Below are 22874 nucleotides of genomic sequence, written 5' to 3'. Positions count from 1 at the left end.
TTAACCCTCACCATTGGCTTGCGCCAATACACGCTGCACAGGTTTAAAGCTTTTACGATGCTCATCAATCGCGCCGTACTGCTCAAGCGCTGCAAAATGTGCTTTTGTTGGATACCCTTTGTGCCCTGCAAAGCCATATTCAGGGTGGCGTTTATCAAGCTCAATCATTTCGTCATCGCGTGCTACTTTAGCTAAAATAGACGCCGCTGAAATTTCTGCCACTAAGCTATCGCCTTTAACAATAGCTTGCGCTGGCATAGTGAGTTTTGGTAAGCGGTTTCCATCTATAAATACAAATTCAGGTTGCGTACTTAATGCCTCTACTGCACGGGTCATAGCGAGCATAGTCGCGTGCAGAATATTTAACTCATCAATTTCAGTTGGATTGCAGCGCCCATAGGCATAACACAATGCTTTTTGTTTTATTTCAATCGCAAGCGCTTGGCGTTTTTTATCTGTTAATTTTTTAGAATCCGCTAAGCCAGCTATTGGTTTAGCGGGATCTAAAATGACGGCAGCAGTAACTACATCACCAACAAGCGGGCCGCGCCCTACTTCATCTACACCGGCAATTAAGGATACATTAGGTCTATCAATTTGCATTTATTAACTCCGCCACAGCATTCGCTGCTTGTTCGCTGGCATTTAATCTAATTTTTTCGTGAATAGCTAAAAAGCGTGCTTTTAGCTCTTTGTTATCTGTATTAAGCATCGGGGTAAGCGCATTGGTTAAATTAGCCACATTACACTCGCTTTGTAAAAACTCAGGCACTAGCTCTTCGTCGGCTAATAAATTAGGCAACGAAAAATACTTAATATTAAACGTAAATAAAGTTTTAAATATCCAATAGCTCAACGGCTTTATTTTATAACCGACTACCATTGGCTTTTTATAAAGCATGCCTTCGAGTGTTGCAGTGCCCGACGCTAATAAAATAGCATCAGCAGCTTGCATTGCTAATTTTGATTGTCCATCAAGCAGGTTAACATTAAGGTTTGCCGCGGTAGCGTTTAATATATCAGTAAACTGCGCTTTGCGTTTTTCGTTAACCAGTGGCACCACAATTTTAAGATTGGGGTTTTTAGCTTGCAGCTCTGCAGCTGTTTTAATGTAAGTTTCGCTTAGTAAACCAACTTCTGAGCCTCGGCTACCAGGAAGTAACGCCAGTACTTTGTCATCAAGGCTTAAGCCGAGTTCTTCACGCGCTTTGCTGTCGTCGTGTTCAAGTGCTATATCGTCAGCCAAGGTATGTCCTACAAATGTACATGGCACTTGGTGTTTATCGTAAAACTCTTTTTCAAATGGCAGTAACGCAAGCACTAAGTTAGTGGCTGCACTTATTGTATGTATACGCTTTTCGCGCCACGCCCAAACAGATGGACTTACATACTGTACTGTTTTAATGCCCGCATCTTTAAGTGGCTTTTCAACGCGTAAGTTAAAATCGGGTGCATCAATACCAATAAATACATCAGGTGGGTTATCTACAAAATGCTGCACGAGTTGTTTACGTATTTTAAGCAAACGCGGTAGACGCCCTAGCACCTCAACAAGCCCCATTACCGAAAGCTCATCCATGTCGTAAAGTGTTTTACAGCCCTGCGCTTGCATTTTAGGTCCTGCTATTCCTTCAAAAATAGCGTCCGGAAAATGTTTTTTAAGGGCTTTAATTAAACCTTCACCTAAAATATCGCCCGACAGTTCACCTGCCACAATACCAATTCGTAGTTGTTTTTTATCTTTATTCATTTGATTTTATTTCACAAGTAAACCAGGCGTTCATGCTTGTTAGTTTACCGTGTTTTACTGTTTGGTTAAACGCTTTAAATAACTGGTTTTTTATCACGTAAGTTAAGGCTTTATGTTGTTTGTTTTTAATACTGATGTAGCATAGGAAATATATATTAAGTTTTACTAATATGTATGTTGACAAAAATTGCACAAAAGTAAATACTATTACAAACTTTCAGTAATTACTAAAAGTTCATTAAGCCTTAACTTTGCCAATTAAATGTTGCCCTGTTAATCCGTCACTCTCAAGGAGCCAATAATGATAGATGAAACCTTTGTGGATCTATCGCGATTACAGTTTGCTGTTACCGCTCTCTTTCATTTCTTATTCGTACCGTTAACGATAGGTATGACCTGGATTTTAGTTATTATGGAATCGGTTTATGTTATGACCGGTCGCGAAATTTATCGTGATATGACTAAGTTTTGGGGAAAATTGTTTGGTATTAACTTTGCAATTGGTGTGGCGACAGGCCTTACCATGGAATTTGAGTTTGGTACTAACTGGTCTTATTACTCCCATTACGTAGGTGATGTTTTTGGTGCTCCCCTTGCTATTGAAGGTTTAATGGCATTCTTTTTAGAATCGACCTTTGTAGGTATGTTCTTTTTAGGCTGGGACAGACTCTCTAAACGCCAACATTTAGGTGCAACCTTTTTAATGGCCATTGGTACCAACATGTCGGCGCTGTGGATTTTAATAGCCAACGGCTGGATGCAAAACCCAGTAGGTGCTGAATTTAACTATCAAACCATGCGCATGGAAATGACCAGCTTTGCAGAGCTTGTGTTTAACCCTGTAGCACAAGTTAAGTTTATTCATACCGTATCGGCAGGTTATGTAGCTGCATCTATGTTTGTACTGGGCATAAGTAGTTGGTACATATTAAAAGGCCGTGATTTAGCGTTTGCTAAACGTTCTTTTTCGGTCGCATCGGGCTTTGGTTTAGCATCAATTCTATGTGTAATTTTACTCGGTGACGAATCAGGTTACGAAGTAGGCGAAGTTCAAAAAGTAAAACTTGCCACGATTGAAGCTGAATGGCACACAGAAGAGGCTCCGGCTGCGTTTACCGCATTTGGTTTTCCTGATTCAGAAGAGCAAGTAACACATGCTGCGGTTAAAATACCTTACGCACTTGGGTTAATTGCTACACGTTCACTTGATGAGCAAGTAACGGGTATTAACGACCTAGAAAAACAACACGAAGTACGTATTCGCAACGGTATGATTGCTTATGAATACCTTACAAAACTCAGAAACGGTGAAGATACGCCAGATAATATTGCCAAATTTAATACCCTAAAAGATGATTTAGGTTATGGCTTGCTACTTAAGCGCTACACACCTGATGTTGTAGATGCTACCGAAGAGCACATTCAAAAAGCGGTTAAAGACTCTTTCCCTAAAGTAGGCCCTATGTTTTGGTCATTTAGGATTATGGTTGCCTGTGGTGTAGCCATGCTGGGTGTATTTATATTGGCATTTTACTACAACGCACATCGCGTTATTGAGCAAAAACGCTGGTTGTTATGGGCTGCCGTATTGAGCATTCCACTACCTTGGATAGCTATTGAATTTGGCTGGATAGTTGCTGAGTATGGCCGTCAACCTTGGGCTATATCTGAAATACTGCCGACCTTTTTAGCCACGTCGTCACTAACAGTAAACGATATTTTAATTAGCTTAACTGGATTTATTGTTTTCTATACTGGTTTAGCCATTGTTGAAGGTTGGTTGATGATCCGCTTTGTTAAGCAAGGACCAAGCTCGCTACATACTGGTAAATATCATTTTGAATTGCCAAATAAAACTGATCAAACTGAAGGAGAGCAATCATGATTTTTGATTATGAAACATTAAAAATGCTTTGGTGGTTGATCATTGGTGTGCTGCTTATTGGCTTTGCTATTACCGATGGCATGGATATGGGCGTTGCTATGTTGCTTCGCCTAGTTGGTAAAACAGATTCAGAGCGCCGTACGGTAATTAATACCATTGGTCCACACTGGGATGGTAACCAAGTATGGTTTATTACCGCAGGCGGCGCGTTATTTGCAGCGTGGCCTATGGTTTATGCAGCTGCATTTTCGGGCTTTTACTTTGCCATGATGCTAGTACTCTTTGCTCTATTTTTTAGACCACTAGGGTTTGATTACCGCAGTAAAGTAGACTCAAAACGCTGGCGTAATAACTGGGATTGGGGCTTGCTTGCAGGCAGCGCAATTCCAGCATTAGTTTTTGGTGTTGCTTTTGGTAACTTATTTTTAGGCGTACCATTTAATATTGATAACTTAATGCGTGTTAGCTACCAAGGTTCATTTTTTGGTTTACTTAACCCGTTTGGTTTGCTTGCTGGTTTAGTGAGTATCACTATGCTAATTGCTCATGCGGGGATGTGGTTACAGCTTCGTACAGCTGATGCAGTAGCAGATCGCTCAGGGCAATATGGTCGTTATTCACTGATTGTGTTTATTATACTGTTTGCAGGCGCTGGTTTTTGGGTTGCTAATTTAACGGGTTACCAAATTGTATCTATGCCTGATACACAAAGCCATGCAGATCCATTAGCTAAAGTAGTAACAACAGCCCAAGGCGCGTGGCTTAGCAATTACAGTGAACGTCCATGGACTATGACCTTTCCTATTTTAGCGTTTGCAATGGCACTAAGTGCGCTATTTTTTTCTAAATTGAACAAACCAGCACTTGGACTTATTTCAACAAGCTTAATGTTAATTGGCGTGATTATGACGGCCGGTGTTTCACTGTTCCCATTTATTATGCCATCAAGCAACAATCCAAATATTAGCTTAACAATTTGGGATGCGGTATCGAGCCATAAAACGCTCAATGTAATGTTTGTTGCAGTGTGTATTTTTGTCCCACTTATTTTAACTTACACCACCTGGTGTTATGTAAAAATGTGGCGCAGAGTAACGGTTGAAGAAATTGAAAACAACACTCACGGTAGCTACTAAGGAGACTAAACTATGTGGTATTTCGCTTGGATTTTAGGTGTACTTTTGGCCTGTACCTTAGGTGTAATAAATGTAATGTGGTACGAATTTCATCAAAATAAAAACAGCATTGCTGATGATGAACAAGCCATGCACGATTTATTAAACGATGCTAACAACACAAAAGATGACGACTAACCCCCGACCAGATCGCGCGCAGCAGCAATCACTGCGCGCTTTTTTAAAGCGTCAAAGTAAACCCGCTGCAGTGTGGTTAAAGTTAAGCATTGCACTGGGTACTTTTAACGCATTACTGATGATTGCAGGTGCTTATTTACTTGCGCAAACTATTCACAACGTTATGTTTGAAGGTAATAATTTAGCCCAAGTTACTCATTTATTATGGCCCTTAGCAGGCATTATTTTATTGCGCGCGGTGTTTTTAGCATTAAGCGAACGCTTGAGTGCATATGCTGCACTTAAAATAAAATCGGCTATGCGCCAAACACTTCTAAATAAGCTCAGCTTACTTGGCCCAAGCTATATAGAACAACACGGCCAAGGCGCTACATTAAATACCCTACATAATGGCGTAGAAGCACTCCACGACTATTATGCTAAATACCTACCCGGTGCTGCTTACAGCGCGCTTATTCCGCTGGCAATATTGGTTGTTATTTTTCCGACAGATTATAAAGCTGGGTTGATATTTTTATTAACCGCCCCGCTCATTCCTTTTTTCATGATTTTGGTAGGCTCAAAAGCCGAAGCTTTAAACCAAAAACGCTGGAAGCAACTTGCTGTACTGGGCAATTACTTTTTTGACCGCGTACAAGGTTTAACTCAACTCAAGCTATTTAATGCAACACGTACCGAGCTTAAACAAATAGCTAAAATTTCAGATGATTTTAGACACGCTACACTCGATGTTTTAAAGATCGCGTTTTTATCATCATTTGCACTTGAGTTTTTAGCCACCATTAGCGTGGCATTAGTCGCAGTAATTATTGGTTTTAGACTGTTTTTTGGCACTCTTGATTTTGCTACTGGCTTTGTGGTGCTACTTTTAGCGCCTGAATTTTATTTACCACTGCGCCAGCTAGGTAGCCATTACCATGCACGCTTACAAGGCATTAGTGCCGCTGCCGATATGGTTGCGATTTTAAATGCACCACTGCCAAGTGACGAAAATGCGTCAGCGACTACAAACACGCCTGAAAACAATTTAACTTTAAATACAATTAACTCCATAAGTATTACCGACCTTAATTTTATATACCCAGATAGTAACGAAGGGATTAAAAATATAAATTTAACACTGCCAAATAAAGGCTTAATTGCCGTTGTGGGCAGTAGTGGCTCAGGTAAAAGTACGTTGTTTGATTGCTTATTAGGGTTTCACCCTGAGGTGATAAACCACCTATCTATTAATGATCAGAGTTTAAGCACAACCGATATTACTTACCTGCAAAATAACATTGCATGGATACCACAAAAAGCGACGCTGTTTTACGACACCATTGCTGCCAACATTAAATTGGCCAAACCAACTGCCACACAGCAAGAGCTTGAACATGCAGCAAAGCAAGCTGGTGTGCTTGAATTTATAAATACCCTACCCGATGGTTTTAACACACTGATAGGTGAGCAAGGGGAAGGACTTTCTGGCGGGCAAAAGCAACGTATCGCACTGGCTCGTGCATTCATAAAACAAGCACCAGTTTTAGTGCTTGATGAGCCTACAGCGCACCTTGATAGCCAAACAGAGCAGCTTATTCAAGATGCTATTAATGAATATGCTAAAAATAACTTAGTATTAGTCATTGCTCATCGACTAAATACCGTTAAACATGCCAGCAATATCATTGTTATGCACGATGGGAAAATAGCTGAGCAAGGTCACTTTGAAACACTTGCAGCGCAAAATGGTGCATTTGCTGATTTATTAAAAACGGCCAAACAAGGGGTTGCGCATGCATAATTTTATTCGCTTATTAAAGCTTTGTGCTCCTCATTATAAAGCGATGCTATTGGGTACATTTTTAGCAACGATTACGGTATTAGCTAATGTGGGCTTGTTGGCTATTTCTGGCTGGTTTTTAGCATCAATGGCCGCTGCTGGTATTGCGGGCGTGCAAATGAACTACTTTACTCCAGCAGGAACGATTCGGTTTTTAGCAATTGTACGAACTGCATCGCGCTATGGCGAACGCCTAGTTACTCATAACGCCACGTTTTTATTACTAAGTGAAATACGTACCAATGTCTTTGCAACGTTAAGTAAGCTTAACAATGTTGATTTAGCAATGAGCCGCAGCGCTGATCTAGTTAACCGATTACAAAACGATGTAGACGCACTCGACAAGTTTTATTTAAACGTTTTACTTCCTATGCTGGTCGCTCTTTTAAGTGTGCCAATCATCATGCTGTTTATGTCGGCCTATAATGGCAACGTCGCCCTTATTTGCTTTACTGGCATTATACTTATTGGTGTGGTTATACCTGCCCTACTCAGCGCAAAGCTCACTAAAAACAGCCATAAAGAAACACAACTTAGTGCACAACTTCGCTCTGAGCTTTCAGATACACTCACAGGCCTTAGAGAGCTTAGTATTTATCAAGCCCGTTCGCAGCAACTTAATAAGTGCGACGAATTAAGCGAGCAGTACAATCAGCAATTATTTATTCGCCACAAAGCACTAGCAAACTCAGATGGGTTAAGCTTGTTGGTTGTTCAATTAGCGATGCTTGCTAGCATAGTAACCATTGTCCCACTGGTTTACGCAAGCAGTATGGTAAATGTAGAACTTGCTATGTTAAGTTTATTTGTACTGGCAAGCTTTGAAAGCGTATTGCTACTACCCAATGCGTTTATAGAGCTTCCTAGTGTATTAAAAGCAGCAGAGCGGTTGTTTACACTTGAAGATAAAGCCGCTAACTCACAAGCTAAAGATGCACATGTAGACGTTGATGAAAACTTTAGCGCGCAAAACCACACGTTAGCACTTAACAATATTAGCTACCAATATGGTGAGCAAACAGCGCTTACTAATATCAGTTTTGAGCTAATGCCCCAGCAAAAAGTAGCGATTGTAGGTAGAAGCGGAAGCGGTAAAACAACGCTTGTAAATTTACTGACTGGTTTATGGCCTTTACAACAAGGCAGCATAACGCTAAATAATCAAAATAGCGTTGTTAACTTACATTCGTTAAATAATGAGATACGCGCAAGTGTGATAAATATATTAGCCCAGCAACACCATATTTTTGATGGCACACTGAGTGAAAATTTACGTTATGCCGCGCCAAATGCAACTAAAGAGCAAATGATTGAAGCCCTCTCGTTAGCGCAATTAAGCCCGTGGTTTAATGAGCTAAAAGAAGGTTTAAAAACACGATTAGGCACTGGCGGGCGTAATGTGTCGCAAGGTCAGTCTAGACGTATAGCCATTGCACAAGCATTACTTAAAAGCCCAGCTATTTTAGTTCTTGATGAACCAACAGAAGGTCTTGATAATCAGTCTAAGCAAGGGGTAATGCAAGCAATAATGCATGTTATGAATAACGCGAGCGTGCTCACAATTACGCACGATCCCGCTCTACTTGCTCAAATGGATAATGTTGTATGGTTGGAAGGCGGTAAAGTAGTCGCACAAGGCTCTCATAAAGAGCTCAGTGGGGCTTATCCTGGTTATGTTGCGCTAACTACCCGGTTTTAAAACCTTTACTGATACATCAATAACGCCGACCTTAGGGTCGGCTATCTTTTTAAACATACTTTTTGATAAATCAATAATACGACCTCGCACATACGGGCCTCTATCGTTAATTCTTACCGTGACTGATTTGTTATTGGCTAGATTAGTAACAACCACCTTAGTACCAAAATCGAATTCTAAATGGGCTGCCGTGGCGGCTTGTTGGCTAAAGCGCTCTCCGTTGGCGGTTGTTCTTCCGTGGTATTTATCAGCATAAAAAGATGCTTTCCCAACTTGAGTGATTTCTCCAGCAGATGATTTAACAATAGGCTGGCTACTACAAGCGGCTAAAACTGAAGTAATAAAAAGAGTGACAACTAACTTAGGTAAACGCATAGGACGGCTTTTATTATATAAATTACCCGCATACTAACTCAATTACCCTGAGTATTAACTGAATTAGCTTAAAGCAGAGCAATAAAAAACCACCTTCGATTTATCATCTAGGGTGGTTTTTTAATGCTTAAAGCAAACCCGCGAATTATCTTACGATGCCGCGCTCTGAGTTTTTAACAAAGTCGACCATCAATTTCACAGCAGGATACTTTGCGGCATCTTCACTAAGCGACTCAATAGCTTCTTCAGCACCTAAGCTTTTACGATAAAATGCTTTGTATGCACGGCGTACAGCCATAATTTCATCACTTTCGAAACCACGACGCTTCATGCCTTCTTTATTGATAGCTGCAGGACCTGCTGGCATACCAATGGTAGTAACAAATGGTGGTACATCTTTGTTAACACCTGAATACATACCAATAAAGGCATGTGCACCAATTTTACAAAACTGATGAACACCCGAATTACCACCAAGGATAACCCAATCGCCTACATGTACATGGCCGGCCACACTTGCGTTGTTAGCAAAAATTACGTTATCGCCAATTACCGCATCATGTGCAACGTGTGTATAAGCCATAAACAAATTATTACTACCAATTTTAGTAACACCTTGGTCTTGAATCGTACCACGGTGAATAGTGGCACATTCACGGATAACGTTGTTATCACCCATTATTAAAGTGGTTGGCTCGTTGTTGTATTTTTTGTCTTGGCAGGCTTCACCCACAGATGCAAACTGAAAAATATGATTGCCAGAGCCAATAGTTGACGGCCCTTTAACAACAACGTGAGACTCAATAATACAGTTATCACCGATAACAACATCATTGCCAATATAACTATACGGACCAACTGAGACATTGTTGCCTAGTTTAGCGCCAGGTTCGATTATTGCTGTAGAATGGATCACTATTAAAACTCTCTTCTCGCACACATAATTTCGGCACTACACACTATTTTGCCGTCGACTCTAGCTTCTGCAGCAAACTTCCAAATGTTGCGACGTTCTTTTAAAAACTCAACATGAAGATGCATTGTATCACCAGGAATTACAGGTTGTTTAAAGCGTGCGTTATCAACAGCAGCAAACAAATACAATTCGTTTTCGCTACGATTTTCTACTGTTTTAAAACCTAATAAACCCGTTGCTTGCGCCATTGATTCTAATATTAGCACACCAGGAAAAATTGGCTGATTTGGAAAGTGCCCAGTAAAAATTGGTTCATTTATAGAAACATTTTTAATAGCATGTAAAGACTTGCCAGGTGTAAAATCAATAACACGATCAATTAATAGCATCGGGTAACGGTGCGGTAATAAACTTAAAATTTCTTGAATATCAAGGCTATTTAATTCGTTTGCCAAAATAGCATCCTTATTAGTGTTCAACGTTATGACTTAGCCAATGCTTCAAGCGCTTTAAGACGAGATTTCATGTCTGAAAGGTTACGCAAGTGAGCTATTGATTTACGCCATTCTTTGTTTGTTGTATGGGGCATACCAGATGAGTAAATACCTGGTTCGGTGATTGATTTTGTCACCATACTCATGCCGGTAATTATAACACCATCACATACAGACATGTGACCATTAATTGCAACCATGCCACCAATTTGACAGTTCTTGCCAATGGTAACGCTTCCTGCAAGTACAGTGCAGCCCGCTATTGCGGTGCCTGAATTAACTTCAACGTTGTGCGCTATTTGACACTGATTATCGATAATAACATTGCTATGAATGATGGTATTGTCCAGTGCACCACGATCAATTGTCGTACTTGCACCAATTTCAACTTTGTTGCCTATGATCACTGAACCAAGCTGAGGTATCTTAACCCACTGCCCGCGCTCATTTGCATAGCCAAACCCATCACTACCTACAACACTATTTGCTTGAAACAAACAATCTGAACCAATTTCAACATCGTGATAAATAGTCACACTAGGCCAAAGCTTAGTGCCAGAACCTATTTTAACACGTTCCCCGATAAAACTGTTCGGACCAATTTGCGCGTTGTCACCTATCACTGCATGAGCTTCAATGACTGCGTTAGCACCAATAGCGGCGCTATCACTAACAATCGCTGTTGAATGAACAGTTGCACTTGGATGAATACCGGTCGAGGCTGAGCGTGGTGTTGTATCCATAAATTGCGCTAATTTTGCGTAACTTACATACGGATTAGCAACAATAATTTTGCTACCACTGAAGTACTCTGCATCGGCTTGGCTTACTATTACAGCACTAGCTTGAGTAGTCTCAAGTTGCGATCGATATTTTGAGTTCGCTAAAAATGCAATATGCCCAGAATGGGCATTTGCAAGTGTCGCTATTTTTTTTATTTCTAAAGCGCCATCACCCTGAAGTTCGGCGCCTAGAAGTTCCGCAATTTGCGAAAGCGTATAATTTTGCATAGAGTGATTATTTCTTACTAACAGCGGCTACAACTTTAGATGAAAGATCAGTCACTTCTTTAGGGTTAAAGTAAATAGTAGTGTCTTTTACTTTAACTTCGTCGAAGTCGCCGTCTTTAGCAATCTCTTCAATTGTTTTGATGATTACACCTTGAACTTTAGCAAGCTCTTGGTTTTGACGCGCTTTAATTTCTTGCTCTAAAGGGCGACCTTGTTCAGCAAGATTTTTTTGCATGCCTTGAATTTTTTCACGCAGAGTATCTTTTTGAGCTTGGCTCATCGTTGTACTTTCACGTTTAAATTTTTCAGCTTCAAAACGAATATCGCCTTGTAACTTTTCAAGCTCTTGACGACGTTCAGCAAACTCAGTTTGTAAAGACTGTTCAATTTTAGCCATTTGAGGAATTTGCTTGTAGATTTCCTGCATATCAACAATACCTACTTTGTGTGCAAATGCATTCACAGAAGTACCCATCATTAACGTTGCTAAAACTGCTACAGCTGTTGATTTAAATAATTTTTTCACAAAAAACTCCTTTAGAAAGTGTTACTAATGTTAAAGCTGATGGTTTTCGTATCGTCATCTTCTTCTTTTTGCAATGGATACGCAAAACTGATCAGCATTGGACCCATTGGAGAGATCCATTGTAATGAAAGACCGGTTGAAACCCTAAAACGCATTGGGTCTGAATAGTCATCTAATTTAGCACGTTCATCAACGCCTAAGTTTTGATAGCGGTCTACGTTAAACTCAGTATCCCATACGTTTGCAGCATCAACAAAGAAGCTAGTACGTACAGAGCTGGTATTTTCTTCATCTAAGAATGGTGTAGGAACAATTAGCTCCATACCTGCCACTGCTTTAGCATTACCACCAATACGACCTTGTGGCACTAGAATATCAAATTCTGATGCACCACCAATGCTACCGGTTGTAGTACCGTCTGCACCTGGCGTACCCGGAATAGACTGCGGTATACGCGACACAGCACGTGGTAATATTGTATTACGGTCAAAGCCACGTAGTTCCATTTCCGTTATACGGAAGTACTCTTGGAATGGAAGTGTTTGCTCATACCCGTTTGTAGAACCATAACCATTACCATAACCAAGTGCTGCACGCGTCGAGAATACCCAACGGTGGTCATTTGATATAGGCCAGTAAAAACGCGAATCGTAATTCAGTTTAAAGTACTGAAGATCTGAGTTAGGCGTTGTTGCTGTTAAGTTTAGAGTTTGACGCGAACCCGCTGTTGGGAATAAACCACGGTTAACGGTGATACGCGACCAACCAACACTCAGCTCATACTTAGTAAAGTCAAAGCCTGCATCTGGGTTATCTGGATCTAAGAATGTTTCACGAAGTACACGCGTTTGCTCGTACTCTGCAATATCCGAAAGCTCTTCTTTAATCCAACGGGCGCCAAAGTTAACACGATTTACAGCATCAATTGGAAAACCAATATTTGTGCCTAAACCATAACTTTTCGATTTATATTCAACAAGGCTAAATTTACTTGCATCGTAGTTTCTGTAAAAGATGCTACTGCCTTGCGATACACCATCTGGCGTAAAGTATGGGTCTGTGTACGATAAGCTTAAGCTTTCAGAACCTGTAGACGTATTAAGGTTTAAACCAATTTGGTTACCTGTGCCTAAAAAGTTAGATTCTGTTACACCAATATTAAACTGCAGACCTAAGTAAGAACCATAAGCAAGACCAGCATTAAAGCTACCTGCAGATTGCTCTTTTACAGTAAAGTCTACATCTACTTGGTCATCCACACCCGGTACAGGCACTACGTTAAAATCAACAGTTTCCATGTAAGGTAGACGTTGAATTTGCAGTTTTGAACGCTCAAGGTTTTGATTAGATAACCATGCGCCTTCAAGTTGTGTCATTTCACGACGAAGTACTTCATCTGCCGTATTTTGGTTACCGCCAACAATAATACGACGAACGTATACACGCTTACCTGGATTAACCGATAGTGTTAATTGTACTTCTTGCTTTTCGTCGTCAATTTCTGGAATTGTACGCACTTCAGCATTAGCGTAACCAAAACGTGCTAAGTAGCTTTTAATAAACTCTTCAGATGAAGTAACTACAGAACCGTTATAAAGCTCACCCGCTCTAAGTGGGATAACACTTTTAATTAAGTCTTCACGGCCAAGCAAGTCACCAATAAAGTCAAAACCTTTAACTTTATATTTTACGCCTTCAGTTAAGTTAGCTGTAACGTAAACTGATTCACGTTCAGGGCTCACTGAAACTTGCGTTGAGTCGATATTAAAACGTAGGTAACCACGGTCTAAATAATAACTACGAATTTTTTCTAAATCGCCTTCAATGGTTTGCTTTTGGTAACGGTCGCTACCCATAAACTGCCACCAAGGTAAATCTTGCTGCGATTCAGCAAGTTTAAGAAGCTCTTCATTAGAAAAAAGTTCATTACCCACTAAGTTAATTTGGCGGATAGAAGCAGCATCACCTTCATCAAACTCTAACTTAAGTTTAACGCGGTTACGTGGCAGCTTAGTAATACTGATATCTACTTTAGCGTTGTATTTACCAATGCTGTGGAAAAACTCAACTAAGCCTTTTTCGATACTATCGATAACGGTTTTATCAAGTGGTTCACCTTGGCGAATATCTTGCTGATCAAGAGACTCATTAAGCTGCTCGTCTTTAATGTCTTTATTGCCTTCAAACTCAATAAAGCTGATGGTAGGACGTTCCGTTACTTTAAAAATAACGTTGTTGCCATCACGAAGTGCTTTTATGTTATCAAAGTGCCCAGAACGATAAAGTGACTTTATTGTTTTTGAAATCGTATAGTCATCAACATTATCGCCTACGTTAATAGGAATATGTGTTAGCGCTGCACCAAGTGCTACGCGCTGCAAACCTTCAACTTTCAGGTCTTCAACAATAAAGGAGTTTTGGCCTAGGGCTGCAAAACTTGCACCCAATAAACTTGTTATTGCCAAATGTTTTTTTATAGCCATTTTATTATCTTTATCCTTTACAACTGTATTACCGCATAACACCTTACTAGTGGTGCTTTACAATCGTGTTCTAATTAGTAATTTGCCACGCTGTAACTACAAACGCGATACATCATTGAACAAAGCGAAACATGTTAGAAAAATGAGCAACAAGGCACCCACTTTAAAACCAAACTCTTGTGTCTTTTCAGAGACCGGCTTTTTACGAAAAAGTTCAATTATGTAATACATTAAGTGTCCGCCATCAAGCACTGGTAAGGGTAATAAATTAAATACACCCAAGTTAACGCTTATTAAGGCTAAAAAGCTTAAAAAGGCCACTAACCCATAGCTTACGCTAGTTCCAGCGCCTACTGCAATGCCCACAGGGCCACTTAAATTTTTAACCGAAACCTGGCCTGTAATTAAATTACCAATCATGTCGAAACTGAGTGTAATTAAGCGCCACGTTTCTTTTGTGCCTCGCACAATACTATCGAGCGGGCCGTAATGCCTTGTCTCTACATAGCCATCAGGCCATTGCTGTACAACAGGAGCAACACCTAAAAAGCCTTGCTCAATACCGTTATTATCAATGCGCCCTTTAGGGGTAACTGTAATGGCTTGTATAGTATCTTGTCTTTTTACACTAAATTGTAAAGATTTGTTAGCTGATTGCGTAATAAGATTAACTAATTGCTGCCAATTGCTTATTGTTTCACCGTTTACAGCCAAAATTGTGTCGTTAACTTGTAAATTAGCGTGTTCTGCGGCTGAGTCTTTAGTTACGGCGGCAATTGTTAAAGTTGCTTGAGGTCTAAATGGCACAATACCTAACGAACTCAGTGGTGGTACGTCTCGCTGATCAAGCTTCCACCCCTCTAAATTAAGCGTTTTAACGCGTGGTTGAAGGTTTTTATCACGAACAATAACTTCAACGCTTTGCTCGCCTAAGTTAGACATAAGCGCAAACGTGGCATCTTGCCATGTCGTTATGTCATCATCACCAATTTTTATAATACGTTGAGAAGGCATAATGCCCGCCTGCTCTGCACGACTGCCTTCGGTTATGCTGCCAACAACAGGCTTAACCGATTGCACTCCTACCATATACATCACCGCAAGAGCAAAAATGGCAAACAAAAAGTTAGCCATTGGTCCCGCAGCAACAATAGCAATACGCGCTTGTACAGATTTAGAGTTAAACGACAAGTGTCGTTGATTTGCTGGTACGTCATCAACTCGCTCATCAAGCATTTTTACATAACCACCTAATGGAATAGCGGCAATCACGTATTCGGTATTATATTTGTCATGCCATTTTAACAGTGGCTTACCAAAACCAATTGAAAAACGCAGCACTTTAACGCCCATTTTTCGTGCAACCCAAAAATGGCCATATTCATGTATGGCCACTAAAATACCAAGCGCTAAAATAAATGAGCCAAGATTCCAAAAAAAATCAAACATATTAATGCGCCACTTTTGTTATAAATTCTGAAGCGCTAATACGCGCTAATTTATCACACTCTAAAATTTCATCTAGGCTTTGCACATTGGTGTAAGTTGCAGCTTCTAGCGTCTGTGCATTTATTTTGTATATATCAGTAAAACCAATTTTACCGTTTAAGAAGGCGCCCACTGCTATTTCATTTGCTGCGTTAACCGTTGTTGTCGCGCCCTGCCCTGCACTACACGCATCAATCGCTAATTGTAAATTTGGATAACGAGAAAAATCAGGTTTAGTAAACGAAAATTCACAAATGTCAGAGAAGTTTAACGGTTTAACACCCGCATTAATTCGCTCAGGATACGCAAGTGCATGGGCAATTGGCGTGCGCATATCAGGGTTACCCATTTGCGCTAAAATAGAACCATCGTGGTACTGTACCATTGAATGAATGATACTTTGTGGATGAATAACCACATCAATATCACTAGCATCACAATTGAATAACCACTTAGCTTCAATAAACTCTAAGCCTTTGTTCATCATAGTTGCGGAATCTACTGATATTTTTTGACCCATCGACCAGTTAGGGTGTGCAACGGCTTCACTTACGGTTACATCTTTTAACGTATTTATATCACGCGTTAAAAATGGGCCACCAGAGCCGGTAAGCAAAATTTTACTTACGCCATGTTGCTGTAGTTTTTGATCGCCTTTGGCATTTTGTAACGAAGACGGTAGGCATTGAAAAATTGCATTATGTTCGCTATCTATTGGCAGCAAAGTGGCTTTATGTTGTTTAACTTTATCAATAAACAACTGACCTGACATAACTAAAGACTCTTTATTAGCTAGTAGTACTTTTTTACCCGCTTCAACAGCACTTAATGTAGGTAGTAAACCAGCTGCACCTACAATTGCCGACATTACAATGTCAACATCAGGATGAGCACATAAGTCACTCATTGCTTGCTCACCGTGCATAACAAGAGTTTGGCACTGAGTATTAGCTAAATACGCAGATAATTGCTCTGCGGCCTGCTGGTTAGCCATAATCGCATAAAGCGGTTCATGTTCAATACACAACTCCGCCATTTTCTTTGCATTTTGTCCTGCAGCCAAAACAAAAACATCAAATAACTCTTTATTGCGCGACACAACATCAAGTGTACTTAAACCAATTGAGCCTGTTGCGCCTAAAATAACCAGCAATTGCTTTTGGCTCATAAACTAAGAGTCCACGCATAGCACATAACAAACATTGGAGCAGCAGCCGTTAAGCTGTCAATTCTATCTAAAATACCGCCGTGTCCTGGTAAACATCGACCGCTATCTTTTAAACCAGCTTCACGTTTAAACATGCTTTCCAGTAAATCACCTACCGCAGAAAACAACGCAATAAATGCTGTCATTATCGCGTACACAGGCCATACAACTAAATCAACATCGGTAAAGTGACAAAATGCTAATACAAAAATAATAGAAGCGACTACACCGCCTGCTAACCCTTCAATTGTTTTATTAGGGCTTACTTTAGGCATTAACTTATGTTTACCAAAACTTTTACCCGTAAAGTAAGCACCCACATCTGCGCTCCATACAATACCGAGTACCACTAAAATTAGCACCGAACCAAAATGAGTTGATTCAGCATATTGCGCGCTACGTAGTGTATTTAGTGCAAGCCATAACGGCACAAGCGTTAATAATCCTGCAATGCCGCGCATAACTAGGCCTTCATTCCACGCTTTAGCCATTTCTGGGTAGCGCCAAATTAAATAGCTAGCAACAATCCACCAAGCAAACGAAAGCGTAAATACGTAATTTGCATCACCGACTAGCTTGCCATTTTCCCATAATGATTCAATAGGCCAATGTAAATTAAGCAAGGCAAGTAAAGCGCCAATAAACACAACAAAGGCAGCACGTTTAAGCTTGTCGCAAAGTCCCATAAATGCAGACCATTCCCATGCGCCTAATAATACAATTGCACCAGCAAAGTAACTAAATAACGTAAGCGGTGTATAAAAAACCAAAGCCAATGCTAATGGAGCTAGCACTAGAGAGGTTAAAATTCGTTGTTTTAACAAAATGTGACCCTTATTCTATTTAGGTTTGAGCGAGTAATTGTTTTATTTGTTCGCCCGTACAACCAAAACGTCGCTCTCTGGCAACGTAACACGCAATGGCCTCAGCAAATGCTGCTTCATTAAAATCTGGCCAAAGTGTCTCGGTAAAGTAAAGTTCTGCATAAGCAACTTGCCATAGTAAAAAATTACTAATACGAACATCGCCACCAGTGCGAATAAGTAAATCAGGTTCAGCCTGATCTGCCATGCTCATATGCTGTGCTAAGCGCTCTTCTGTAATATCTTCTGCGTTTAGTGTGCCCTGCGCAACTTGCAAAGCAAGTTGTTTTGCCGCATTGGCAACATCCCAACGACCACCGTAATTAGCTGCAACATTTAAACGCAACCCGGTGTTATTTTCAGTCAGCTTATGCGCAGCGTCTACCTTGCTACGTAATCCTTCAGAAAATCGTGATAAGTCTCCAATAATGGTCAGTTTTACATTGTTTTTATGAAGCTTTTTAACTTCCTTTGTTAAAACAAATAAGAAAAGCTCCATTAAAGTGTTTACTTCGTCTTCAGGGCGGCGCCAGTTTTCACTACTAAAAGCAAATAAGGTTAACGATTGTATCCCTAATTTAGTACAAAACTGAACAGATTGACGAACTGCGTCTACGCCTTTTTTATGCCCATACACACGAGGTCTATTTCTAGCTTGCGCCCAACGTCCGTTCCCATCCATGATGATAGCAACATGTTTGGGTAAACATTGCTGTGAAATTGTGTCAGCATCTAGAACCATAAATATCGAGTATTCCATAAAAAAACGCCGCCTAGTATACCCTAGACGGCGTTTCAAAACTAATAATTTTAGTTGCTTAGATTTCCATCAATTCTGTTTCTTTGGCAGCTAATAAAGTATCCATTTCTTTAATAAACTTATCAGTAAGCTTTTGAATCGCATCATCTGATTGACGCGCTTCATCTTCAGATATGTCTTTATCTTTTAATAAACCCTTTACATCGCCATTAGCATCACGACGAATGTTACGAATAGCAACACGACCGCCTTCAACTTCGCCACGTACAATTTTGATTAGGTCTTTACGACGCTCTTCTGTAAGTGGAGGAAGTGGTACGCGAATAACAGTACCTGCCGACATAGGGTTTAAACCTAAGTCAGACGCCATAATTGCTTTTTCAACAGCTTGCGCTAAAGACTTATCAAATACACCAATAGCAAGTGTACGAGAATCTTCAATTGTTACGTTAGCAACTTGGTTTAAAGGCGTTGGAGCACCGTAGTACGACACCATAATGCCATCTAGGATTGCAGGATGTGCACGGCCAGTACGAATTTTAGATAATTGGCTACCTAGTGCAGTTACACTTTTTTGCATGCGCGCTTGCGCGTCTTTTTGAATATCGTTAATCACGGTTTAATCCTAATTATTTGATTATTTCATCTGAGGCTTGTGAAGAAATAAGTGTACCTTCTTCTTCACCCATAATTACGCGTTTTAGCGCGCCTGATTTATTCATGTTAAATACGCTCAATGGCATATTGTGATCGCGGGCTAGAGTAAATGCCGCTAAATCCATAACTTTTAATTCTTTTTCAATGATTTCATTGTAGCTTAAGTGGGTATAAAGCGTCGCATCTGGGTTTTTAACAGGGTCATCACTGTATACGCCATCAACCTTAGTCGCTTTAATTACTGTATCCGCTTCAATTTCGATACCGCGTAAACATGCTGCAGAATCGGTAGTAAAAAATGGGTTACCAGTACCCGCTGCAAAAATGACTACGCGACCAGTTTTCAATAAACTAATTGCTTCAGCCCAGTTATAAGCGTCACATACACCATTAAGCGGAATAGCCGACATAAGACGACAATTTACAAATGCACGGTGTAGCGCATCACGCATTGCAAGGCCGTTCATAACCGTTGCAAGCATACCCATGTGATCGCCTACTACGCGATTCATACCTGCTTCTGCAAGTGATCCACCGCGTAAAAAGTTACCTCCACCAATAACTAAACCCACTTCTACGTCGAGCTCTACTAGCTCTTTAATTTCTTGTGCCATACGGTCTAAAACTTTAGGATCGATGCCGAAGCCTTCGTCTCCCATTAAAGCTTCACCACTTAATTTGAGAAGAACACGTCTAAAAATAGGTTTGCGATTGATAGTCATAGTATTGGGGCCAACTTTTATTGAATTATGGATAAAAAATAACCGCGCTTATGTTAAACATAAAAGCGCGGTTATTTTAAAGAATTTCTAGCTGCGAAGCAAAACCAAATAGTACTTTAATTGCATCTAATTTCATTATCCTTCACAAATAGTAATCTTACTTAGCTTTAGCAGCAGCAATTTGAGCAGCAACTTCAGCAGCAAAATCTTCTTCTTTCTTCTCGATACCTTCACCAACTTCTACACGTACGAAGCTAGTAACTGTTGCGTTTTTCTCTTTAAGAATATCGCCAACAGTTTTCTTAGGCTCCATGATGAAAGCTTGACCAGTAAGAGAAACCTCACCAGTGAATTTTTTCATGCGGCCAACAACCATCTTCTCAGCGATTTCAGCAGGCTTGCCTTCATTCATCGCGATTTCGATTTGTACTTGCTTTTCTTTAGCAACAACATCGGCTGGTACATCTGAAGGTGTTAAGTATTCAGGGCTAGATGCAGCAACGTGCATTGCAACGTGCTTAAGTGTTTCTTCGTCAGCAACACCCGCAACAACAACACCGATACGATCGCCATGACGGTACTCAACTAGGTTTTCACCAGTTACGTACTGTAAACGACGTACATTGATGTTTTCGCCAATTTTAGTCACTAGCTCAACACGGTCTTCTTCAAACTTAGCTTGTAAGTCTTCGATAGAGATAGTGTCAGCAATTGCAGCGTCAGCAACTTTGTTAGCAAATGCTAAGAAGCTTACGTCTTTTGCAACGAAATCTGTTTGACAGTTAACTTCTACTAGTACTGCAACACCCGCGTTTTGCTTGATGATGATAGTACCTTCAGCAGCAATGTTACCTGCTTTTTTAGCAGCTTTAGCAGCGCCACTTTTACGCATGTTTTCAATCGCTAACTCGATGTCGCCATCAGTCTCAGTTAACGCTTTTTTACAATCCATCATGCCAGCGCCTGTGCGCTCGCGTAATTCTTTAACTAGGGCAGTAGTTACAGCCATTAGTAAATCCTCAAATCTGAAATCAGGTTAGATAAGCGGGTTACCCGCTCGACAAGAATAGCAAGTCTTCACCTTAAAAAGATGAAGACTTGATGACAGCTAATTACTCAGCTTCAACGAAATCGTCTTTCTCAGCTTGAGCAACGATGTTATTCTCGCGACCTTCAGTAATAGCAGCTGCAACAGCGCTAGTGTAAAGGCTTACAGCACGGATAGCATCATCGTTACCAGGTACGATGTAATCAACACCGTCTGGGTTAGAGTTAGTATCTACGATTGCAACAACTGGAATACCTAGGTTGTTTGCTTCACGGATAGCAATGTGCTCGTGGTCAGCATCGATAACGAAAAGCGCGTCTGGAAGACCGCCCATGTTTTTGATACCACCAAGGCTCTTTTCAAGCTTTTCCATTTCGCGGTTAAGCGTTAACGTTTCTTTCTTAGTTAATTTCTCGAAAGTTCCGTCTTGGCTTTGTGCTTCAAGGTCTTTAAGACGCTTGATTGATTGACGTACAGTTTTCCAGTTAGTCAACATACCACCTAACCAACGGTGATTTACGAAGAACTGGTCGCTTTCTAAAGCAGCTGATTTAACTGCGTCGCTTGCTGCGCGCTTAGTACCAACGAAAAGAACTTTACCTTTGTTTGCTGCAGCACTTGATAAAAACTTAAGTGCGTCGTTGAACATTGGTACAGTTTGCTCAAGGTTGATGATATGTACACGGTTACGTGTGCCAAAGATGAAAGGCTTCATCTTAGGGTTCCAGTAACGTGCTTGGTGACCAAAGTGAACACCAGCTTGAAGCATATCGCGCATTGAAACGTTTGCCATTTTATAGATCCTCTATAGTTGTTTAGGGTTAGGCCTCCACATATCCCATAGCACCAACACCGAAGTAATTAAACTTCAAATGCACCCAAGTGTATGTGACGATACGTGTGTGTGTTAAAATAAAATTGTGTTTGCCTTAAATACAAAAAATCATTTAAGAATTTATTTGTAAAAAGACGGCGCGCTTTATACCATATTAAAATTAAATACTCAACATCGCGTGCAAAATTTGTTCGACGATAAATGTTAAAAACTCAACTTTGGAGCCTCAATGAGCGCTATTATCAAGACCCCTGAAGAAATAGAGAAAATGCGCGTAGCTGGGCGCTTAGCGGCCGATGTACTTGAAATGATCGGCCCTCATGTAGTGCCAGGTGTTACCACCGATGAGCTAAATACACTTTGTCATGATTATATTGTTAATGTGCAACAAGCAATCCCTGCTCCGTTAAATTATCATGGCTTTCCAAAATCAGTTTGTACGTCAGTTAATCATGTTATTTGTCACGGAATTCCAAATGACAAAGCATTAAAAGAAGGCGACAGTGTAAATATCGACGTAACTGTCATCAAAGATGGTTACCACGGCGACACATCTAAAATGTTCCACGTTGGTACACCAAACATTCAAGCTAAGCGTCTTGCAGAAGTAACACAAGAAAGCTTATACCTTGCTATTAAAATGGTAAAACCAGGTGTGCGCTTGGGTGATATTGGCTCAGCAATTCAAAAATATGCAGAGAGCTTTAACTACTCAATTGTACGTGAATATTGCGGCCACGGTATCGGCGCAGGATTTCATGAAGAACCACAAATAATGCATTACGGTAAAGCCGGTACTGGCGAAGCCTTAAAAGCAGGTATGTGTTTAACTATTGAACCTATGGTTAATGCGGGTAAACGCCAATGCAAACTTCTTAAAGATGATTGGACAGTAGTAACACGCGACCGTAGTTTGTCTGCACAGTGGGAACATACTTTATTAGTGACTGAAAATGGTGTTGAAATTTTAACGCTACGATCAGATGATACTATCGAGCGGATCATAGAACACTAATAAAAC

At 40.4% G+C, this 22874-nt stretch carries 22 protein-coding genes; 6 read left to right on the top strand and 16 right to left on the bottom strand.

Features of this window, described 5'->3' with window-relative positions; all coding sequences use genetic code 11:
- Together rnhB and lpxB are read right to left on the bottom strand one after the other, a co-directional pair.
- Positions 1–603, bottom strand: coding sequence for a ribonuclease HII (rnhB, locus tag P20429_RS15670; RefSeq protein WP_007581013.1), 603 nt, complete (start codon positions 601–603; stop codon positions 1–3).
- On the bottom strand, positions 593–1750 hold the full coding sequence (gene lpxB / locus P20429_RS15675) for a lipid-A-disaccharide synthase (protein ID WP_007581011.1): 1158 nt from the start codon (positions 1748–1750) through the stop codon (positions 593–595). The genes rnhB and lpxB overlap by 11 nt, the downstream gene beginning before the upstream one ends.
- A 301-nt stretch (positions 1751–2051) precedes the next feature.
- On the opposite strand from lpxB, the gene P20429_RS15680 reads away from it, so the two are divergent.
- From P20429_RS15680 to cydC, 5 genes are read left to right on the top strand one after another with little or no spacing between them, the layout of a single operon-like run.
- A complete protein-coding gene (locus P20429_RS15680; RefSeq protein ID WP_007581009.1) occupies positions 2052–3635 on the top strand; it encodes a cytochrome ubiquinol oxidase subunit I in 1584 nt (527 codons plus the stop codon).
- Positions 3632–4771, top strand: a complete 1140-nt coding sequence (cydB, locus tag P20429_RS15685) for a cytochrome d ubiquinol oxidase subunit II (RefSeq protein WP_007581007.1) — start codon at positions 3632–3634, stop codon at positions 4769–4771. The genes P20429_RS15680 and cydB overlap by 4 nt, the downstream gene beginning before the upstream one ends.
- 12 nt (positions 4772–4783) lie before the next feature.
- On the top strand, positions 4784–4948 hold the full coding sequence (gene cydX / locus P20429_RS15690) for a cytochrome bd-I oxidase subunit CydX (RefSeq protein WP_002958303.1): 165 nt from the start codon (positions 4784–4786) through the stop codon (positions 4946–4948).
- Positions 4938–6731 (top strand): thiol reductant ABC exporter subunit CydD, encoded by a 1794-nt coding sequence (cydD, locus tag P20429_RS15695; protein ID WP_007581004.1) that lies wholly within the window; start codon positions 4938–4940, stop codon positions 6729–6731. Before cydX ends, cydD begins: the two co-directional genes overlap by 11 nt.
- Entirely contained in the window at positions 6724–8469 is a 1746-nt protein-coding gene (cydC, locus tag P20429_RS15700) for a thiol reductant ABC exporter subunit CydC (protein WP_007581003.1), read from the top strand. The genes cydD and cydC overlap by 8 nt, the downstream gene beginning before the upstream one ends.
- Here cydC and P20429_RS15705 read toward each other — a convergent pair.
- The 14 genes from P20429_RS15705 to rpsB form a co-directional block, all read right to left on the bottom strand.
- Entirely contained in the window at positions 8452–8844 is a 393-nt protein-coding gene (locus tag P20429_RS15705; RefSeq protein ID WP_007581000.1) for a septal ring lytic transglycosylase RlpA family protein, read from the bottom strand. The two genes, cydC and P20429_RS15705, sit on opposite strands and share 18 nt — an antisense overlap.
- A gap of 145 nt (positions 8845–8989) precedes the next feature.
- Positions 8990–9760: an acyl-ACP--UDP-N-acetylglucosamine O-acyltransferase gene (gene lpxA, locus P20429_RS15710; protein WP_007580998.1), complete on the bottom strand. Its 771-nt coding sequence runs from the start codon at positions 9758–9760 to the stop codon at positions 8990–8992.
- Positions 9761–9762: 2 nt separating this feature from the next.
- Entirely contained in the window at positions 9763–10215 is a 453-nt protein-coding gene (gene fabZ, locus P20429_RS15715; protein ID WP_007580997.1) for a 3-hydroxyacyl-ACP dehydratase FabZ, read from the bottom strand.
- 26 nt (positions 10216–10241) lie between these two features.
- Entirely contained in the window at positions 10242–11264 is a 1023-nt protein-coding gene (lpxD, locus tag P20429_RS15720) for a UDP-3-O-(3-hydroxymyristoyl)glucosamine N-acyltransferase (RefSeq protein ID WP_007580995.1), read from the bottom strand.
- A 7-nt stretch (positions 11265–11271) separates the two neighbouring features.
- Positions 11272–11790, bottom strand: a complete 519-nt coding sequence (locus tag P20429_RS15725; protein ID WP_007580993.1) for an OmpH family outer membrane protein — start codon at positions 11788–11790, stop codon at positions 11272–11274.
- 11 nt (positions 11791–11801) lie between these two features.
- Positions 11802–14273 carry an outer membrane protein assembly factor BamA gene (gene bamA / locus P20429_RS15730; protein WP_007580991.1) on the bottom strand — a complete coding sequence of 824 codons (2472 nt, stop codon included), beginning with the start codon at positions 14271–14273 and terminating at the stop codon, positions 11802–11804.
- Between the two features lie 96 nt (positions 14274–14369).
- Positions 14370–15722: a sigma E protease regulator RseP gene (rseP, locus tag P20429_RS15735; protein ID WP_007580990.1), complete on the bottom strand. Its 1353-nt coding sequence runs from the start codon at positions 15720–15722 to the stop codon at positions 14370–14372.
- Between the two features lies 1 nt (position 15723).
- On the bottom strand, positions 15724–16929 hold the full coding sequence (gene ispC / locus P20429_RS15740; protein ID WP_007580988.1) for a 1-deoxy-D-xylulose-5-phosphate reductoisomerase: 1206 nt from the start codon (positions 16927–16929) through the stop codon (positions 15724–15726).
- Positions 16926–17792 (bottom strand): phosphatidate cytidylyltransferase, encoded by an 867-nt coding sequence (locus tag P20429_RS15745; protein ID WP_007580986.1) that lies wholly within the window; start codon positions 17790–17792, stop codon positions 16926–16928. The genes ispC and P20429_RS15745 overlap by 4 nt, the downstream gene beginning before the upstream one ends.
- 19 nt (positions 17793–17811) lie before the next feature.
- Positions 17812–18591, bottom strand: a complete 780-nt coding sequence (locus tag P20429_RS15750; protein ID WP_007580985.1) for an isoprenyl transferase — start codon at positions 18589–18591, stop codon at positions 17812–17814.
- Positions 18592–18649: 58 nt separating this feature from the next.
- Entirely contained in the window at positions 18650–19171 is a 522-nt protein-coding gene (gene frr / locus P20429_RS15755) for a ribosome recycling factor (RefSeq protein ID WP_206008562.1), read from the bottom strand.
- Positions 19172–19220: 49 nt separating this feature from the next.
- Positions 19221–19970 carry a UMP kinase gene (pyrH, locus tag P20429_RS15760; RefSeq protein WP_007580982.1) on the bottom strand — a complete coding sequence of 250 codons (750 nt, stop codon included), beginning with the start codon at positions 19968–19970 and terminating at the stop codon, positions 19221–19223.
- Between the two features lie 157 nt (positions 19971–20127).
- Positions 20128–20979 (bottom strand): translation elongation factor Ts, encoded by an 852-nt coding sequence (gene tsf, locus P20429_RS15765; RefSeq protein WP_007580981.1) that lies wholly within the window; start codon positions 20977–20979, stop codon positions 20128–20130.
- A 103-nt stretch (positions 20980–21082) separates the two neighbouring features.
- A complete protein-coding gene (gene rpsB / locus P20429_RS15770; RefSeq protein WP_007580978.1) occupies positions 21083–21811 on the bottom strand; it encodes a 30S ribosomal protein S2 in 729 nt (242 codons plus the stop codon).
- 271 nt (positions 21812–22082) lie between these two features.
- Here rpsB and map point away from each other — a divergent pair, with 271 nt between their 5' ends.
- Positions 22083–22868, top strand: a complete 786-nt coding sequence (map, locus tag P20429_RS15775) for a type I methionyl aminopeptidase (RefSeq protein WP_007580976.1) — start codon at positions 22083–22085, stop codon at positions 22866–22868.
- Positions 22869–22874 lie beyond the last annotated feature (6 nt).

Origin of the sequence: Pseudoalteromonas sp. BSi20429 (genome assembly GCF_000238895.1) — a bacterium.
Classification (GTDB): Bacteria; Pseudomonadota; Gammaproteobacteria; order Enterobacterales; family Alteromonadaceae; genus Pseudoalteromonas; species Pseudoalteromonas arctica.
Note: the sequence above shows the minus strand (reverse complement) of the source record. Positions and strands in the feature narration are given on the sequence as shown.